The sequence below is a fragment of the Planotetraspora sp. GP83 genome, assembly GCF_041262585.1.
GTDB lineage: Bacteria > Actinomycetota > Actinomycetes > Streptosporangiales > Streptosporangiaceae > JAOEGB01.
This window is the reverse complement of record NZ_JBGCBZ010000005.1, coordinates 110,866-128,050: the sequence shown is the minus strand read 5'-3', so window position 1 is coordinate 128,050 and position 17,185 is coordinate 110,866. Positions and strand designations below refer to the sequence as shown.

13 protein-coding genes are annotated in these 17,185 nt (G+C 71.3%); 3 read left to right on the top strand and 10 right to left on the bottom strand.

All coding sequences use genetic code 11. The features are described from left to right. The first annotated feature begins 144 nt into the window (after positions 1-144). Positions 145-1,665, top strand: a complete 1,521-nt coding sequence (locus tag ABH927_RS09195; RefSeq protein WP_370019864.1) for a phytoene desaturase family protein — start codon at positions 145-147, stop codon at positions 1,663-1,665. Positions 1,666-1,729: 64 nt separating this feature from the next. Beyond that, positions 1,730-2,146 carry a ferritin-like domain-containing protein gene (locus tag ABH927_RS09190; protein WP_370019863.1) on the top strand — a complete coding sequence of 139 codons (417 nt, stop codon included), beginning with the start codon at positions 1,730-1,732 and terminating at the stop codon, positions 2,144-2,146. A gap of 49 nt (positions 2,147-2,195) precedes the next feature. Here the strand turns inward: ABH927_RS09190 and ABH927_RS09185 are convergent, their stop codons facing one another. The 10 genes from ABH927_RS09185 to ABH927_RS09140 all read right to left on the bottom strand — a co-directional run bounded on the left by ABH927_RS09185 (position 2,196) and on the right by ABH927_RS09140 (position 14,169). Further along, a complete protein-coding gene (locus tag ABH927_RS09185; protein ID WP_370019861.1) occupies positions 2,196-2,453 on the bottom strand; it encodes a hypothetical protein in 258 nt (85 codons plus the stop codon). 69 nt (positions 2,454-2,522) lie between these two features. Beyond that, the gene (locus tag ABH927_RS09180) at positions 2,523-3,374 is read right to left on the bottom strand and encodes a helix-turn-helix domain-containing protein (protein ID WP_370019860.1); all 852 of its coding nucleotides are present in this window, start codon (positions 3,372-3,374) and stop codon (positions 2,523-2,525) included. A gap of 79 nt (positions 3,375-3,453) precedes the next feature. Next, positions 3,454-3,660, bottom strand: a complete 207-nt coding sequence (locus tag ABH927_RS09175) for a hypothetical protein (RefSeq protein WP_370019859.1) — start codon at positions 3,658-3,660, stop codon at positions 3,454-3,456. A gap of 60 nt (positions 3,661-3,720) precedes the next feature. Continuing rightward, positions 3,721-5,679, bottom strand: coding sequence for an acyclic terpene utilization AtuA family protein (locus ABH927_RS09170; protein WP_370019858.1), 1,959 nt, complete (start codon positions 5,677-5,679; stop codon positions 3,721-3,723). After that, entirely contained in the window at positions 5,676-6,461 is a 786-nt protein-coding gene (locus ABH927_RS09165; protein WP_370019856.1) for an enoyl-CoA hydratase-related protein, read from the bottom strand. The genes ABH927_RS09170 and ABH927_RS09165 overlap by 4 nt, the downstream gene beginning before the upstream one ends. Next, on the bottom strand, positions 6,458-8,581 hold the full coding sequence (locus ABH927_RS09160; protein WP_370019855.1) for a biotin carboxylase N-terminal domain-containing protein: 2,124 nt from the start codon (positions 8,579-8,581) through the stop codon (positions 6,458-6,460). The genes ABH927_RS09165 and ABH927_RS09160 overlap by 4 nt, the downstream gene beginning before the upstream one ends. 131 nt (positions 8,582-8,712) lie before the next feature. Continuing rightward, positions 8,713-10,308 (bottom strand): acyl-CoA carboxylase subunit beta, encoded by a 1,596-nt coding sequence (locus ABH927_RS09155; protein WP_370019853.1) that lies wholly within the window; start codon positions 10,306-10,308, stop codon positions 8,713-8,715. Further along, positions 10,305-10,916, bottom strand: a complete 612-nt coding sequence (locus tag ABH927_RS09150; protein WP_370019852.1) for a TetR/AcrR family transcriptional regulator — start codon at positions 10,914-10,916, stop codon at positions 10,305-10,307. Before ABH927_RS09150 ends, ABH927_RS09155 begins: the two co-directional genes overlap by 4 nt. A 19-nt stretch (positions 10,917-10,935) precedes the next feature. Beyond that, positions 10,936-12,576, bottom strand: coding sequence for a serine/threonine-protein kinase (locus ABH927_RS09145; protein WP_370019850.1), 1,641 nt, complete (start codon positions 12,574-12,576; stop codon positions 10,936-10,938). A gap of 258 nt (positions 12,577-12,834) precedes the next feature. Further along, a complete protein-coding gene (locus tag ABH927_RS09140; RefSeq protein ID WP_370019848.1) occupies positions 12,835-14,169 on the bottom strand; it encodes an FAD-binding oxidoreductase in 1,335 nt (444 codons plus the stop codon). A 195-nt stretch (positions 14,170-14,364) separates the two neighbouring features. On the opposite strand from ABH927_RS09140, the gene ABH927_RS09135 reads away from it, so the two are divergent. Continuing rightward, entirely contained in the window at positions 14,365-17,115 is a 2,751-nt protein-coding gene (locus tag ABH927_RS09135; RefSeq protein WP_370019846.1) for an immune inhibitor A domain-containing protein, read from the top strand. Positions 17,116-17,185: the final 70 nt, after the last annotated feature.

The window sequence follows — 17,185 nt, the reverse complement described above, 5'->3', positions numbered from 1 at the left end:
GATATTGTGCCCGCCATGGTGTCATTTGAGGTGCTTGAGCCCCCGCCAGCCCCCTTCTCGTGATCATGCACGGCTTCCCGGACTACACCGTCGGCCTGCGGCTCCCTCATTTATGATCATGCATTGTCTCGGGAGAGCACTCTCATGCCTCAGTCGCGCTACGACGTCGTGATCGCCGGCGCCGGGCACAACGGCCTGGTCGCCGCCGCCTACCTGGCGAAGGCCGGGCGCCGGGTGCTCGTCCTCGAACGGCTCGACCACGTCGGCGGCCTCGCCGTCTCCGTCCAGCCCTTCGCCGGCGTCGACGCCCGGCTGTCCCGCTACTCCTATCTGGTCAGCCTGCTTCCCGCCAAAATCGTCAAGGACCTCGGCCTCGGGCTGGAGTTGCGCCATCGCCGCTTCGCCTCCTACACCCCCGTCGGGGACACCGGGCTGCTCGTCGACAACGGCGACGCCGGCCGCACCGCCGCCTCGTTCGCCGCGGTGACCGGAGGCCGGAAGGATTTCGACGCCTGGGAGCGCTTCTACGCGATGACCGCCCACGTCGCCCGCCGCGTCGCTCCCACGCTCCTCGAACCCCTCAGGGACCGTACGGCGCTGCGCGACATCGTGGGGGATGACGAGGCGTGGCGTGACCTCTTCGAACGGCCCATCGGCCAGGCCGTGGACGAGCGGTTCGCCGACGACACGGTCCGAGGGGTCGTGCTGACCGACGCGCTCATCGGCACCTTCGCCGACCCGGCGGCCGACCTGCTGGCCAACCGGTGCTTCCTCTACCACGTCATCGGCGACGGCACCGGGGACTGGAACGTCCCAGTCGGCGGTATGGGCGCGGTCACCTCCGGCCTCGCCGAGATCGCCGTACGGCACGGCGCCGAGATCCGCACCGGCACCGAGGTGCTGGCGATCGATCCCGCCGGCGGCGAGGTGACCTTCACCGACGGCGCCGAACACGTCGTGACGGGCGACCGGGTGCTGGCCAACCTGCCGCCCGCGGTGCTCGCCCGGCTGCTCGGCGAGCCCGCGGAGGCTCCGGAGGGCGCCCAACTCAAGATCAATATGGTGTTGTCGCGGCTGCCCCGCCTGAAGGATCCTTCGGTGGACCCGGCGGAGGCGTTCAGCGGCACGTTCCACATCAACGAGGGCCGCGACCGGCTCGCCGCCGCCTACGCTCAGGCGTCCGCCGGCCGGATCCCCGATCTGCCGCCCGCCGAGGTCTACTGCCATTCGCTCACCGACCCGTCGATCCTCGGGCCGTCGCTGCGGGAGTCCGGCGCGCACACCATGACGCTGTTCGGATTGCACATGCCGGCCCGGCTCTTCGGGGATCCGGAGGCCAAACGGGAGGCGCTGCGCCGTACGATCGCGTCGATCGACGGCGTCCTCGCCGAGCCGATCGAGGGCTGCCTCCTGCGCGCCCCTTCGGGGGAACTGTGCCTGGAGGCCAAGACGCCCGCCGACCTGGAGAGGGAGGCCGGGCTGCCGGGCGGGCACATCTTCCACCGCGACCTGTCCTGGCCGTTCGCCGAGTCCCTGGAGGACGGGCCGTGGGGCGTCGAGACGGAGCACGAGCGGATCCTGCTCTGCGGGGCGGGCGCACGGCGCGGCGGCGGGGTAAGCGGAATCCCGGGCCACAACGCCGCGATGGCCGTTCTGGACGGCTGAGCGCGTTCGGGGGCCACGCCCGGGGGTACTACGAGAAGCCTGCCGAAGCGAAAGGGTGATCATCATGGATCAGCAGGCTTTCATCGCCCTACTGAACGAGGACCTGGAGAGCGAGTATCGCTCGATCGTGCAGTACGTCCAGCACGCGGCGACGATCAAGGGCGCGGAGTACCTGTCGATCATCGAGGAGCTGAAGAAGCACCTGGGCCAGGAGCTGACCCACGCGACCACGCTCGCCGAGCAGATCGACTTCCTCGGCGGAGTTCCCAGCGTGAAGGTGCCGGAGGTGCCGGTCGCGACCGACGGCGCGGCGGCGCTCCAGCTCGACCTGGACCTGGAGCTGGAGCAGTTGCACCGCTACCGGGAGCGGGTCGAGCAGGCCAAGGAGCTGGGGCTGCTCGACGTGGGTGAGGCGCTGCGGCCGCTGCTCCAGCAGACGCAGGACCACGTCATGGATCTGCAGACGGCGCTCGGAAAGTAACGAAGCCTGTAACGGGCGCTCGGAAGGGGCGCTCGGAGGGTGACGGCGGTCAGGCGGGGAGAGCGGCCATGAGGTAGGCCAGCCGGTCGGCGGCGTCCTGGACGCTCTCCACCGTCCCCAGCCGGTAGCCCCACGAGGTGACGAACGCGCCGTCGTCGGAGCAGGTGACCGTCTCGCTCAGGGTCTCGCTGAAGCGGTTGCGGACCTGGACTCTGGGAGGGCTGCCGCCCATCACTCGAACCGAGAGGTCGATGTGCCGGCGCGTGGCGGAGGCGAGCTCCTGGATGCCGGAAACCGTGTCGACCATCGCCCGTCACCTCCCGTTCAGAGGCCAGGATTGCATGCCGCCGGAGCGCTGTTCAAGCAATTGCCGCGATCAGCCGGGCGATTGTCTCCCGTAGTCGTCGAGGACGCGGACGATCACCGCCCTGGCCGCGTCGCCGTAGGCCGCCACTTCACAGAACTCCTCGAACGCCTGGGCGTAGAAGGCCACGTCGTCGGGGTCGCGGAGCACCAGGTCCTTGGTCCTGGTCGCCACCCCCACCATGGAGTCGTTGTAGATCCAGAAGGCGTTCACCAGCGCGGCGGGCAGGGGCGCCTCGAAGGGGACGATTCCGAACTCGACGTTGGGCAGCGTCGTGACGGCCAGTAACCGGTCCAGCTGGCCGCGCATGACGTCGGACGGCGCGAGCCGGTAGCGCAGCACGGACTCCGGCATGATGAACCGGAACCGGCGGGATGGGTCGTACAGGATCTCCTGCCGCTGCATCCGGACCCGGATCGCGGCGTCGATGTCGTCGGTCGTCTCGTACAGCCGGCGGACCTTGCTGAAGATGTGCCGGGCGTACTCGGCGGTCTGGAGCAGCCCGATGACCACGCCCGGCTCGAACACCCGGAACAGCTTCGTCCGTGACTCCAGGTCCCGGATGTCCTCCTGGAGTGCGGCGAGGCCGCTCTTGTGCCGCTGCCGCCACGAGTCCTGCTGCTCCAGCAGCCCGACCGTCTGCGCGATCAGACCGTCGACCGTCTCGGGGCCGGCCCGAACGGCCTGGGTCCACACGACCACGTCGTCCTCGGTCGCGGTCTGCCGGGCGTTCTCGATGCGGGAGACCTTGGACGGCTGCCAGCCGAGCCGCTCGGCGAGGTCTTTCCCGGACAGGTGAGCGTTCTCCCGTAACTGCCGCAGCTGGGCCCCGAGGTCGATGCGGGCCTGCTGGAAACTACTCACTGCTACCTCCGGCCGTGGTGCGCGCTCAAAGGTAGACGAGCAGGCATGGATCAAACCATAGGGAAGTCCCTAATCGTAATCAGTCGAGCACACGCCTGGCGATCTCGACGAGGAGCTCCCGTGGCACCTCGACGGCGGTCTCGCCGTCGAGCACGTGCAGCAGGTCGGCCTTGGCCTGGATGTCGACCAGCTCCAGGCCCTGCACGACGATCGTGCCGCGATCGGTCTCGTAGAGGGAGGGGCATGCCCCAGCCTCCGAGGTCGAGCCCAGAAACCGCAGTCGCATCGCTGTCCCTTTCCATAGCAATTGCGCGCAATGGTAGGGGCACTCCGGCACTCATGTTTCTCATGTGGTGCGATCGCGTGAAATATCGTCAGAAAAGACTGGAATAGGCACCGGAACCGCACGCAACCGCTCCCCGAGGGCCTTCGCCTGGGCGTCGAGGAGCGGGCTGGCGGCCACTCCTCTGCCCAGTAGCCCGTGGACGACGAAGTTCAGCGCGAGCAGATTCGGCAGGGGGAACCGCTCGATCACCAGGTCGCCGGTCTCGGGCAGCAGCTCGCGCAGCCGGTCGGCCGTGAGGAACGCGGCCAGCCAGGCGTACTGCTCCGCCGTACGGACCCAGACGCCCACGTTGGCGTTGCCGCCCTTGTCGCCGGACCGGGCGCCCGCGACCGTCCCGAGCGGCAGCACCCGCCCGGCCGCCGGGTCCCCCGTAACAGCCGGGTCCCGCGTGAAAGCCAGGTCCCCCGTGAAAGCCGGATCGCCGCTGCCGGCTTGGTCGGACGAGTACGCCGGAGGCTCGTGTGGCTCCGGGACCCCGGGACCGGCCGGGGCGGTGGCGGGCGCCACCTCGATCCGCTCGCCGTTCACGGTCACCACGGCCTGTACGGCTCTCGCGTCCACGAGCGACGGCCAGTAGACACCGTAGGGCGAGGCGTCGCCCGGGGGAGTCAGGCCGTAGAACCCCGGATAGCCGGCGAGCCCGGTCTCCACGACGGCCGAGGAGAACGCCCGCCCGGCCTTCCGCCGGTCGGCGTCCATCACGGTGATCCGCAGCAGCGCCGTCCCACCCGATCCCGCCGTCTCTGGCCCACTGGGCCCGCCGTGCCGCGCAGTCTGGGGTCCCGGCGTCTGAGGTCCCGGCGTCTGGGGTCCTGCCGTCTGGCCCGGCCCGGCCGTTTCCGGTCGCGCCCTGTCGTCGGGCCGCGCCGTTTCGGGCGCGGCCGTCTCGCCAAGCCGGGCCGTTCCCAGTGGCGTCAGCTCCACGTGGACCTGGTCGAAGGAGTCCCTCGGCACGCGGGCCCAGATCGCCTCCTCGGCGACCCGCGCCTTCGCCTCGATGTCGAGGCCGGTGAGCACGAGCGTCATCGTGTTCCGGTAGCCGCCGAGGTAGTTGACGGCGACCTTCAGCGTGTCCGGCGGGGGCTCTCCGCGCACGCCGGAGACGCGCACGCGGTCGGGGCCCTCCTGCTCCAGCCGGATGGTGTCGAACCGGGCCGTCACGTCGGGCCCCAGATAGCGCGGCGAGCCGATCTCGTAGAGGAGCTGGGCCGTGACCGTGCCGACCGACACCAGCCCGCCCGTGCCGGGATGCTTGGTGATCACGCTCGACCCGTCGCCGTGCAGCTCGGCGATCGGGAAGCCGCAGTGCGCGAGGTCGGGCACCTCGCGGAAGAACGCGTAGTTGCCGCCGGTCGCCTGGCAGCCGCACTCGATGACGTGCCCGGCCACCACCGAGCCTGCCAGGGCGTCGAGGTCGCCGGCCTGCCAGCCGTACCGCCAGATGCCGGGGCCCGTCACCAGTGCGGCGTCGGTCACCCGGCCGGTGACCACGACGTCGGCGCCGTGCTCAAGCGCCACCGCGATCGGCCGTCCGCCGAGGTAGGCGTTGGCGGTGAGCGGCGCGGCGTCCAGCGTCTCGCCGGTGTCCAGGTTGACCGGCGGCGTGGTGAGAGGCATCAGGTCGTCGCCGGTCACGTGGGCGACGCTCGCCCGCAGCCCGAGACGGTCCGCCAGCTCCGACACCGCGCCCGCGCAGGCCACCGGGTCGAGCCCGCCGGCATTGGAGACGATCTTGATACCGCGGTCGAGGCACGTGCCGAGGACCTGCTCCATCTGGGTGAGGAAGGTCGTGGCGTAGCCGGGGCGGCCCTTCAGCCGGTTCCCCGCGAGGATCAGCATGGTCAGCTCGGCCAGCCAGTCGCCGGTCAGCACGTCGATGGGGCCGCCCTCGACCATCTCGCGGGCCGCCGACAGGCGGTCGCCGTAGAAGCCGCTGCAGTTGGCGACGCGCAGCGTCATGACGCGTCGCCCCAGGTTGTTCCCAAGACCGCGCCCCAGGCGGGGGGCCGCTTCTCCATGAAGGCGCGGATGCCCTCCTGACCCTCCTCGGAGGTGAAGCGCTGGGCCGACAGGGCCGCCATCTGGCGCAGGCCCTCCTCGACCGGCATCGCCGGCACCTCGCGGACGAGCCGCTTGGTGATCGCGAGCGCCTCGGGGCCGCCGCGGAGCAGCATGCCGGTGTAGTGCGCGACGGTGGCGTCGAGGTCCTCGTCCGGCACGGCGCGCGTCAGCAGGCCGATCTCCGCGGCCCGCCGGGCGGTGAAGACCTCGCCCGTCAGGAAATACTCCGCCGCCGCACGAGGGTCGAGCCGCCGCAGGCAGGTCACCGCGATCATCGCGGGGACCACGCCCAGCCGCACCTCCGTGAACGCGAACGACGCCGTCTCGGGGGCGATGGCGAAGTCACACGCCGCCACCAGGCCGAGGCCGCCCGCGCGGGCCGTGCCGTTCAGCCGGCAGACCACCGGCTTCGGGCTCTCCCAGATGAGGCTGAGGATGTCGGGGAAGGCGGTGGTGACCTGTGCGGCCTTCGGCTCCTTGAGGTCCGCCCCGGCGCAGAAGACCGGGCCGGCGCCGGTCAGCACGATCACCCGCACGCCGGACTCGCCCAGCGCCCAGGTCAGCGCCTCGTCCAGCTCCCGGAGGAGCCCGGCGGACAGCGCGTTCCGGTTGTGCGGCGAGTCGAGCGTGATCGTCGCGACGCCCCCCGCCTTCGCGTGCCGCACGAGTCGCCCGGTCATTCGTCGCTCCCCGTTCCCTCGGCTCCCTCGACGGCCACCCCTTCGATGACTGCGCCCTCGATCGCTGGGCCTTCGGCGACTGTGCCCCCGACCACCGCGCCCCCGACCGCTGTGCCCCCGATGACCGCTGAGGCCTCGATCACGGCCAGTACGGCTCCCGCCTCGACCTGCCGGCCCGGCGTGACGTTCAGGGCGGACACCGCCCCCGACGCGGAGGACACGATCTGATGTTCCATCTTCATCGCCTCAAGCACGACGACCGGCTGCCCGGCGGCCACCGTGTCCCCCTGCTTGACCTCCACCCGCAGGACCGTGCCCGGCATGGGGGCCAGCAGCGATCCCGGCACGACCTGCTCCACCGGCTCCGGCAGCCGGTCGACCGGCGTGAGCCGCACGGGGCCGAGCGGCGAGTCGACGTGGACTGCCCCCGGGTAGCCCGGGTAGGCCGCCACCTCGAACGCCCGCCGGACGCCCCTGGTCTCCAGCACCACGAGGTCCGGCGCGGACGACACGAGCGTCACACCGTCGAAGCCCTCGCCGGAGACCTCGCCGGAGACCTCCCCGGAAAGCTCCCCGGAAAGCTCGGCCGACAGGCCGTCGCGGGTGAGCCGGTAGCCGATCTCCAGGAGGTTGCCGCCCTCGGTCCGGAAGGCCGTCCGCTGTGGCTGGGAGACGACGTTGCGCCAGCCGCTGGGCAGCCCCGCGAGGACGCGGGCTCCGGCGCGGTTCGCCGCGGCCCCCGCCAGCGCCGCCGCGAGCGCGGACAGCCGTACGGCGTCCGCCCCGGCGAGTGGGTCCGTCGCCGCGTGGCGGTCCAGGAAACCCGTGTCGAGGGCTCCCGACAGGAACTCCGGGTGCCGCAGCACGGTCACCAGCAGGTCGCGGTTGGTCGTGAGCCCGTGAATCCTGGCCCCCGCGAGCGCGGTGGCCAGCCTGCGCGCGGCCTCGGCGCGGGTCTCCCCGAAGGAGATGACCTTGGCCAGCAGGGGGTCGTAGTGGACGCCGACCTCGTCTCCGGAGACCATGCCGGAGTCGAGCCGCAGGCGGCCGCCCAGCGCGAACTCGCCGTCCACGCCGGGGATCTCGAAGCGGCGCAGGACGCCGCTCTGCGGACGCCACCCCTGGGCGGGGTCCTCGGCGTAGAGGCGGACCTCGATCGCGTGGCCGACCGGGCTCGGCGGCAGCGCGGCGAGCTGGGCGCCCTCGGCGATCTCCAGCTGGAGCCTGACCAGGTCGACCCCGTAGACCAGCTCGGTCACCGGGTGCTCGACCTGGAGCCGGGTGTTCATCTCCAGGAAGAAGAAGCCGCTCTCCCCGAGCAGGAACTCGACGGTCCCCGCTCCCACATAGCCGATGGCCCGGGAGGCCCTGATCGCGGCGTCGGACAGCTCCCTGCGCAGCTCGGGGGAGACGGCGGGAGAGGGGGCCTCCTCCACGACCTTCTGGTGGCGGCGCTGGATCGAGCACTCGCGCTCGCCGAGAGCCCAGACGGTGCCGTGGGCGTCGGCGAGGATCTGCACCTCGATGTGCCGGGCGCCCTCCAGCAGCGGCTCGGCGAACACGGTCCCGTCGGCGAAGGCGGACAGCGCCTCACGCCGGGCCGACTCGACGGCGTCCGCCAGCTCGGCGGCGTCGCGGACGATCCGCATGCCCCGCCCGCCTCCCCCGGCCGACGCCTTGATGAGGAGGGGCAGGGGCAGGTCCGGAGACTCGCCGGGGGCGACCGCGGCGCTCGGGAGGACAGGGACCCCGGCCTCGGCCATCAGCGCCTTGGCCTCGATCTTGGACCCCATGGCCGCGATGGCCTCGGGGGAGGGCCCGATCCAGGTCAGGCCCGCGTCCAGGACCGCCCGGGCGAAGCCGGCGTTCTCCGATAGGAAGCCGTAGCCGGGATGCACCGCGTCGGCGCCCGCCTGCCGGGCCGCCTCGACGATCCTCGCGGGGTCGAGGTACGCCCGGGGAGGGCCGAGCCGTACGGCATGGTCGGCCTCGGCCACGTGGAGCGCGGACGCGTCGGCGTCGGTGAAGACGGCGACGGTCTCGACGCCCAGCTCGCGGCAGGTGCGGAACACCCGCCGGGCGATCTCTCCCCGGTTGGCCACCAGCAGCCGCCGGATCATCCCTCACCTCCGGCGTGATCATGCAGAGATTCCCGCGCCTCGCCGCTGACCTGCGACAACCTGGTTCGTGATCGTGCGCGGATTCCCATGCATCCGCGCCGACCAGGCAAGACATCATTCGTGATCATGCATCACATCCGGAAGACGCCGTAGCCCGCGGGCTCCGCCACGGGCGCGTTGCCGATCGCCGACAGGCAGAGCCCGAGGACGGTGCGGGTGTCGCGAGGGTCGATCACGCCGTCGTCGTAGAGCCTGCCGGACAGGAAGTACGGCAGAGACTCGGCCTCGATCTGCGCCTCCACCATCTGCCGCATCGCCGCGTCGGCCTCCTCGTCGTAGACCTGGCCGCGCGACTCTGCGGCGGCCCGGCCCACGATCGAGAGGACTCCCGCGAGCTGGGCCGGCCCCATGACGGCCGACTTGGCGCTCGGCCAGGCGAACAGGAACCGGGGGTCGTAGGCCCGCCCGCACATGCCGTAGTTGCCCGCGCCGTACGACGCGCCCATGACGATCGTGAGGTGCGGGACCGTCGAGTTGGACACCGCGTTGATCATCATGGCGCCGTGCTTGATGATCCCGCTCTGCTCGTAGTCCTTGCCGACCATGTAGCCGGTCGTGTTCTGCAGGAAGACCAGCGGCGTCCGTGACTGGTTCGCGAGCTGGATGAACTGCGCGGCCTTCTGCGCCTCCTCGCTGAACAGCACGCCGCGGGCGTTGGCGAGGATCCCGATCGGGTGGCCGTGGATCGCCGCCCAGCCGGTCACCAGGCTCGACCCGTAGAGCGGCTTGAACTCGTCGAAGTCGCTGCCGTCCACGACCCTGGCGATGACCTCGCGCGGGTCGAAGGGGATCTTCAGATCCTCCGGCACGATCCCGAGCAGGTCGTCCTCGTCATAGAGCGGCACGGTGGCCGCCAGGGGAGCGGGGCCGGGCTTGCGCCGCCCGAGCCGCCTGACGATCTGGCGGCCGGTCCTGAGCGCGTCGTGCTCGTCGGCGGCCAGGTAGTCGGCGAGGCCGGAGGTCCGGGCGTGCATCTCGGCACCGCCGAGCGACTCGTCGTCGGCCTCCTCGCCGGTCGCCATCTTGACCAGCGGCGGCCCGCCGAGGAACACCTTCGCCTGCTCCTTGACCATCACCACGTAGTCGCTCATGCCCGGCACGTACGCCCCGCCCGCGGTCGAGTTGCCGAAGACCAGCGCGACGGTCGGAATCCCGGCGGCGGACAGGCGGGTCAGATCCCGGAAGATCTGGCCGCCCGGGATGAAGATCTCCTTCTGCGTCGGCAGGTCGGCTCCGCCCGACTCCACCAGGTTGACGTACGGCATGCGGTTGCGGAGCGCGATGTCCGCGGCGCGGAGGGTCTTGCGCAGGGTCCACGGGTTGGAGGCCCCGCCCCTGACGGTCGGGTCGTTCGCGGTGATCACGCACTCGACGCCCTCGATCACGCCTATCCCGGTGACCACGCTCGCGCCCACCGGGAAGTCGGTGCCCCAGGCCGCCAGCGGCGACAGCTCCAGGAAGGGCGAGTCCGGGTCGACGAGCAGCTCGATCCGCTCGCGGGCGAGCAGCTTGCCGCGCGCGCGGTGCCGGTCGACGTACTTCGGGCCGCCCCCGGCGACGGCCTTGGCGTGCTCGGCGTCCAGGTCGGCGAGCTTGGCCAGCATGGCCTCCCGGCGTGCGGCGTACTCGGGGCCGGAGGTGTCCAGCCTGCTTCTGAAGACGGTCATCGAGGCGCCTCCGTGAGGTGGATGGCCCGCGCCCAGAGAGTGGTGAGCAGGCGCACCGCGGTCTCCTCGTCGGCGCGCTCCCCGAGGTCGAGCCAGACGCGGGCGAAGTGCTCGACCATGCCCCCCAGCATGATCGCGGTCAGGCGGGGGTCGAGCGACGGATCGGCCAGGCCCTCCTCCTGGAGCCGCCGCAGACCGTCCGCGCCACGCCGGACGAACACCTCCCGCAGCTCCAGCAGCAGGTCGCGGAAGCTCTCGTCGGAGGTGGCCGCCTGCTCCAGCATGCGGACCAGGCGCGAGTTGCTCGCCCAGGCGCGCAGGTAGAGCCGGTTGGCCGCCTCGATCCTGGCGTACGGGTCGCCGGGCACGGCGGGGCCGACCACGCTGGCGGAGAACATCTCGCCGACGACCGCCCCCGCCACCTCGCGGAACAGGGACTCCTTGGAGTCGAAGTACGTGTAGAAGGTGCCGTGCGAGACCCCCGCCCGCCCGCACACGTCGTCGACCCGCACGCTGTCGTACGGCTGCTCCTCGAACGCCTCGCGTCCCGCTTTGATCAGGGCGGCCCGCGTGCGAAGCCCGCGCCCTGTAACGGACTTGACGATCACGTCAGTTACTCTAGCGGGCCTACCCGCAGTGAGACCAGGCGCTCTTCCAGGTCGCCGCGCCGTACCCGCCGCCCCAGATGACGCACTTGCCCGCCGCGGCGAGCCGGAGCGGCCCCGCGTAGACGGTGTACGCGCCCCACTGGCTCGCGCTCGCCCCGCCCTTGACCTGGAGGACGGCCCCCATCTTGATCTTCCCGGGGACGACGTACTTCGACAGGGTGATCACGCAGTTCTTCCCCGTCGCCGCGTTGTAGAGCAAGTACGTCGTGGCCGCCCCGGCCCAGCCATGCGCGTCGACGACCTTGAACCCGGAACCGCAGACGCCGGTCGCCGTGTAGGGATTGGGCTTCGGCGTCGGCTTAGGGGTGGGAGTCGGCGTCGGCTTAGGGGTAGGAGTCGGCGTGGGTTTCGGGCTCGGTTTGGGCGTCGGCTTCGGTGACGGCGTGGGCGTCGGCTTGGGAGTCGGTTTCGGGGTGGGAGACGCTTTGGGAGACGTGGACGGCGCGGACGGCGTGGCCGTCGGAGTCGGGGTACGGCTCGGCTTGGGCGACGGGCTCCGCTCGGGTCTGCGGGAGTGGCCCGGCGAGGGATCCCCGGCGCGGCTGGGCCGGGGCCGGTGGGTCTTCGGCGTCGTCTGCGCGCCGGCGGCGGCCTGCGCGGCGCCGGGCGTGGCGCCGCCTGTGATGCCGCCCTGCGCGGCGGCTGGCTGGGCCCTGCCCGACTGGGAGGCCACCACGGCCGTGGCGGTGAGGGCGAGCGCCACGGCGGCCGCCCCCGCGGCCGCCGCCACCGGCATCCGCCGGTTCGACCTCTTCTGTGGCGCGCTCTTCGGCGCGGGTGGCGCAGCGGGCGCGGGCCTGCGCGCGGGCGCCGTGGGCTGCCCCGTCAGGCGGGCGACCAGCTCGTCCGCGGATGGGCGGAGGGCCGGATCCTTGGCCAGGCAGGCGGCCACGACCTCGCGGAGCGGCGATGTCAGGCCGCTGAGATCCGGCTCGGAGTTGAGGATGCGGTTGATCACGGTGGGGATCGAGTCGGCCCCGAACGCGGGCCGGCCGGACGCCGCGAACGCGATGGTGACGCCCCACGCGAAGACGTCGGCCGCTCCGGTGACCTCTCCGCCGGACAGGAGTTCGGGGGCGAAGTAGGACGGTGTGCCCATCGTCGTGCCGGTGGCGGTCGCCTGCGGGGAGTCGAGGGCCTTGGCCACGCCGAAGTCGATGACGACCGGCCCTTCGGGGCCCATCAGGACGTTGGCGGGCTTGAAGTCGCGGTGGGTGATCCCGGCCCGGTGGATGGCGGCGAGCGCGGTGGCCGTGCTGATCGCGAGCCGTTCGAGGGCGGCGCCCCTGCGGGGGCCCTCCCGGTCGACGAGCTGCCGGAGCGAGGGCCCGGGGACGTACTCGCTGACGATGTAGGGCTGGTTGCCTTGGAGATCGGCGTAGAGCACGGGCGCCGTGCAGAAGGGGGCCACCCGCTGGGCGAGCGCGACCTCGCGGAGGAACCGGCTCCTGGCCTCCTGGTCGGCCGTGAGCCTCGTGTGCAGCAGCTTGACGGCCACCCGCTCGCCGTTGGGCCCGCGCCCGAGGTAGACGACGCCCTGGCCGCCCTCGCCGAGCCGTTCCAGCAGTTCGAACGGCCCCAGCCGGACCGGATCCTCCACCGTGACCCCGTCTCCCCGAAATGTCGCGACAATTGAGGAAGAACGGTATCAGTGGCACCACGCCGCACGCGGCTGTACGGCTCGCGCGGCCCAGACAACGCCAGGCCGTACAGGAGTGGTCAGCAGTGCATGATCACGCATCGGATTTCCCGAGGTGAAGACGCTCGGCAGGAACCTGCGCATGATCACGTGCGGGGTTGGGCGAGGTCGGGACGCCGGACGGGGAACCTGTGCATGATCACGCCGGTCACGGCGGGGTTAGATGGCCTTGCCGGGGTTCAGGATGTTGAGCGGGTCGAAGACCTGCTTGATGCCGTGGTGCAGTTCGGTGACCAGCGGCCCGGCCTCGAGGCCGAGCCAGCGGCGCTTCAGCAGGCCCACGCCGTGCTCGCCCGTCAGCGTCCCGCCGAGGTCGAGGGCCGCCCGGAACACCTCGTCGGCGGCGGCCCAGACCTCCGGCGGAGGCTCGGCCAGCCCGCGGTCGAAGATGAACACCGGATGCAGGTTGCCGTCCCCTGCGTGGGCGATGGTCGCGATCGTCACGCCGTGCCGGGCCGCCGCGGCCTCGACGGCCGAGATCATGTCCGGCAGCACCGACCGGGGCACGCAGACGTCCTCGACGAGGCACTGTCCCAGGCGCTCCTTGGCCTGGTAGGCGAGCCGCCGGACGCCGATCAGCTCGGCGGCCTCCTCGGGCGTCGACGCCTCGGCGACGAACGACGCCGCGCCGCACAGGGCGGCGATCTCGTCGGGTGAGCCCTCGGACTGGGCGATGAGCATGGCCCTGGTCTCCGGCTCCAGACCGATGTTCTTCCAGTCGTCGATGGCCTCGAGGGTGGTGCGGTCCATCAGTTCGAGCAGCGAGGGCTGACAGCCCGCCGCGATGATCGCCGACACCGCGGCGGCGGCGTCGCGGAGCGAGGTGAACTCGGCGGCGACCGTGGCGACCTGCCGGGGCACCCGGCGAAGCCGCAGGGTGGCCGCGGTGATCACCCCGAGTGTGCCCTCCGAGCCGACGAACAGGCCCGTCAGGTCGTATCCGGTGACGCCCTTCATGGTCCGCCGCCCGGTGTTGAGGATCCGGCCGTCGGCGAGCACGACCTCCAGGCCCAGCGTGGAGTCGCGGGTCACGCCGTACTTCACGCAGCGCAGGCCGCCCGCGTTGGTCGCGAGGTTGCCGCCGATCGTCGAGATCTCGTAGGACGACGGGTCCGGGGCGTACATCAGCCCGTGCTCGCGGGCCGCGCGGTCGAGGTCGGCGGTGATCACTCCCGGCTCGGCGACCGCGATCTCGTCCTGCGGCGACAGCTCGCGGATCTCCGCCATCCTGATCAGCGACAGGATCAGGCAGCCGTCGGTGGCGGTGGCCCCGCCCGCGAGACCCGTCCCCGCCCCCCTCGGGACCACCGGAACCCGGTGCTCGCTCGCCCAGCGCAGCGTCGCGACCACGTCGTCCCTCGACTCCGCGAGGACGACGCCGAGCGCCTTTCCCGGCTCGACGAACGTCCGGTCCCGCGCGTAGGACTCGATCACGTCGGGGTCGGTCAGCACCCGCCCCTCGGGCAGCGCGCCGAGCAGGTCCTTCAGGTTCACATCTGGACTGTACGGCCAGGCCGCAAGCGGGTGGTAACCGTACGTTGAGGAGCTTTCCGGCATACATCACGTTTTGACAACCATCAGTGGGCGGTCTTTACCTTTCCTTTACATGCTCTTTAATGTCGCGCCTGCGCGCGCATCTCGGCGCGTCCTCGCATGGCGTCCGGAGAACCCGGGCGGGGAAGGATCTGGTTGTCCAGGAAACTGCGGCGTCTCGTCGCGATCGTGCCGGTCGTCGGCCTGGTGGCGGGAGGCCTCGCCACCGCCGCGAGCGCGACCACCCCGGGGGCGTCCTACCAGCCCTCGGCGAAGGACCACTACATCAACTTCGCGCCCCCGCGTGTGCAGGGCGACGTCACCACCTACAACGAGGAGGTGCAGGCCAAGGGGGCGCGGCGGACCGCCGAGGTGGCGACCGCGATCGACCACAAGTTCGCCGCCGGCAACCCCGTGGCCGCGCGTGAGCTGGTCAAGCACGAGAAGCAGGCCCTCAGGACAGGCAAGAACCCCTTCGACTTCATCTACAAGAAGGCGGGGACCACCAAGACGGCCAAGCTTCTCACCCTGCTGGTCGAGTTCAACGACAAGGCGAACGACGACTTCTCCGGCTGGTCGCACCCCCGGACGATCGACGACGTCGACGACTGCGTGACCGAGCCGGCCGGCACCAAGCTGAACGGCCCCGTGCACAACACCATCCCGAGCCCGGCCACCGTGGCGGGCGGCGGGAAGGACAACAACTCGATGTGGGTGGCCGACTTCAACACGGCCCACTACAACAACATGCTCTACACCTCCAAGGGGATCACCACCCGGGTCCGCCCGGACCTGACCGACCCCCGGGACGGCAGGAAGGGCATCGACATCTCCGGCTCCACCATGAAGAACATGTACGAGGAGCTGTCGAAGGGCGCCTACACCGTCACCGGCCAGGCGGTCGGCTGGCTCAAGGTCCCGCACTCCGAGGCGTGGTACGGCGCGGGCAAGTGCGGCACCTACCCGCAGGAGATGGCCGGCCACCCGGACAACCCGCGCGGCGCGGCCCAGCTCCCGATCGACGCGGTGAACGCCCTGGCGGCGCAGAACCCGTCGTTCCCGTGGGCCGACTACGACAAGGAAGACACCGGCGACGCAGACGGCGACGGCAACTACGACGAGCCCGACGGCGTCGTCGACCACCTCGTGCTGATCCACGCGGGTGAGGACAAGTCCGGCGGCGGCGGAGCGCAGGGGACGTTCGCCCTCTGGGCCCACTCCAGCGACGTGACCGGCGGCTACACCGTGCCGGGCACGAGCGTGAAGATCTCGAACTACATCCTCCAGCCGGAGGACGCCGGCGTGGGCGTGTTCGCCCACGAGTACGGCCACGACCTCGGCCTGCCGGACCTCTACGACACCACCGGCGCGGGCGACTCGGACGTGGACTTCTGGGACCTCATGTCCAGCGGCTCCCACTCCGGGCCCATCTTCCAGTCGCTGCCGACCCACATGGGCCTGTGGGACAAGTGGGTGCTCGGCTGGGCCAACCCCAAGATCGTGAACCCCGGTGACGCCGCGAAGCTCGTGGCGATCGGCCAGACCTCCCGCACGCCCAAGGGCACCGAGGACGGCCTCCGGATCAACCTGCCGGACAAGCACGTCGTCCTGTCCACCCCGCACAGCGGCTCCAACCTGTGGTGGTCCAACGACGACCAGAACTGGGCCGACACCCGGCTGACCCGCACGCTCGACGTGCCCGCCGGGGCGGACGAGAAGTTCTGGTGGTGGAGCGACTGGAGCATCGAGCAGGACTGGGACTACGGCTTCGCCGAGGTCTCCGCCGACGGCGGCGCCACCTGGACCGAGCAGAAGGTCTACAAGGAGGACGGCACCCTCGCCTCCACCGGTGACGACTACACCGACCCCAACGGCCGCCTGGTCGACTACGGTCACAAGAAGTACGGCGTCACCGGCGAGAGCGGCGGCTGGTCGCACCTCTACGCCGACCTCACCCCGTTCGCCGGCAAGTCCGTGCGGTTCCGCCTGCGGTACGCCACGGACGCCGGGACCGTCGGCCGCGGCTGGTTCAACGACGACTTCTCGCTCACCAACGGCGGCACGCCGGTGTGGAGCGACGACGTCGAGGGCGGCGCCAACGGGTGGACCGCCACGAAGGGCACCTTCACCGACACATCCGGCGCCGGTTTCGTCATCCACCCGGGCCAGACCCAGGCCGCCCAGTACTACCTGGCGGAGTGGCGCAACTTCGACGGCTTCGACAAGGGCCTGCAGTACGCCTACGACACGACCTACCTGCGCGACGGCGCCTGGAAGGTCGAGAAGATCAAGTACAACGCGCCCGGCCTCCTCGTCTGGTACCGCGACACCGCGCGCGGCACCAACAACGTCGCCGACAGCACCTTCGACCTGCCGTCCGTGGGGCCGAAGGGCCAGCTCCTCCTCGTGGACTCGCACTTCGACCCGCTCCGCCGTACGGGCGAGGCGGCCGCGAAGGACCCGTCCGTTCTGAAGAACCTGGCCTCCCGCCCGCAGTCGTCCAACGCGGCGTTCAACTTCGCCGGCACCTACCCGTTCAAGGAGTGCCTCGAGGGCGAGCCGTTCACGGAGTACTGCACGTCGTTCGGCAAGCTGCCCGCGGTGTCGACCTTCACCGACGCCAAGGGCTGGTACCCGGGTCTCGAGGTCCGGGACGGCAGGCTGTTCTACCGGCTGCGCGACGCCTCCACGGTCGTGCCGTCCAAGGACAACCAGCCCTACACCACGCGGGTCGTCCACGCCGACGGCTCCCCGGCCACCGAGCTGTACGGCACGGACATCGGCAGCGTCCTCGGCACCGGCAACCCGGGTGACGAGGGCAAGCAGCTGGGCGTCCAGCTCAAGCTGATCAGCCCGCTGCCCGGCAACCTGGGCGTCCTCGTCCAGGTCACCCCAGCGAAGAAGTAGGGCCAGGAAGTAAGCACGTCAACGTGCCCGGCGGTCGCCGCGACCGCCGGGCACGACCATGCGCGCGGCA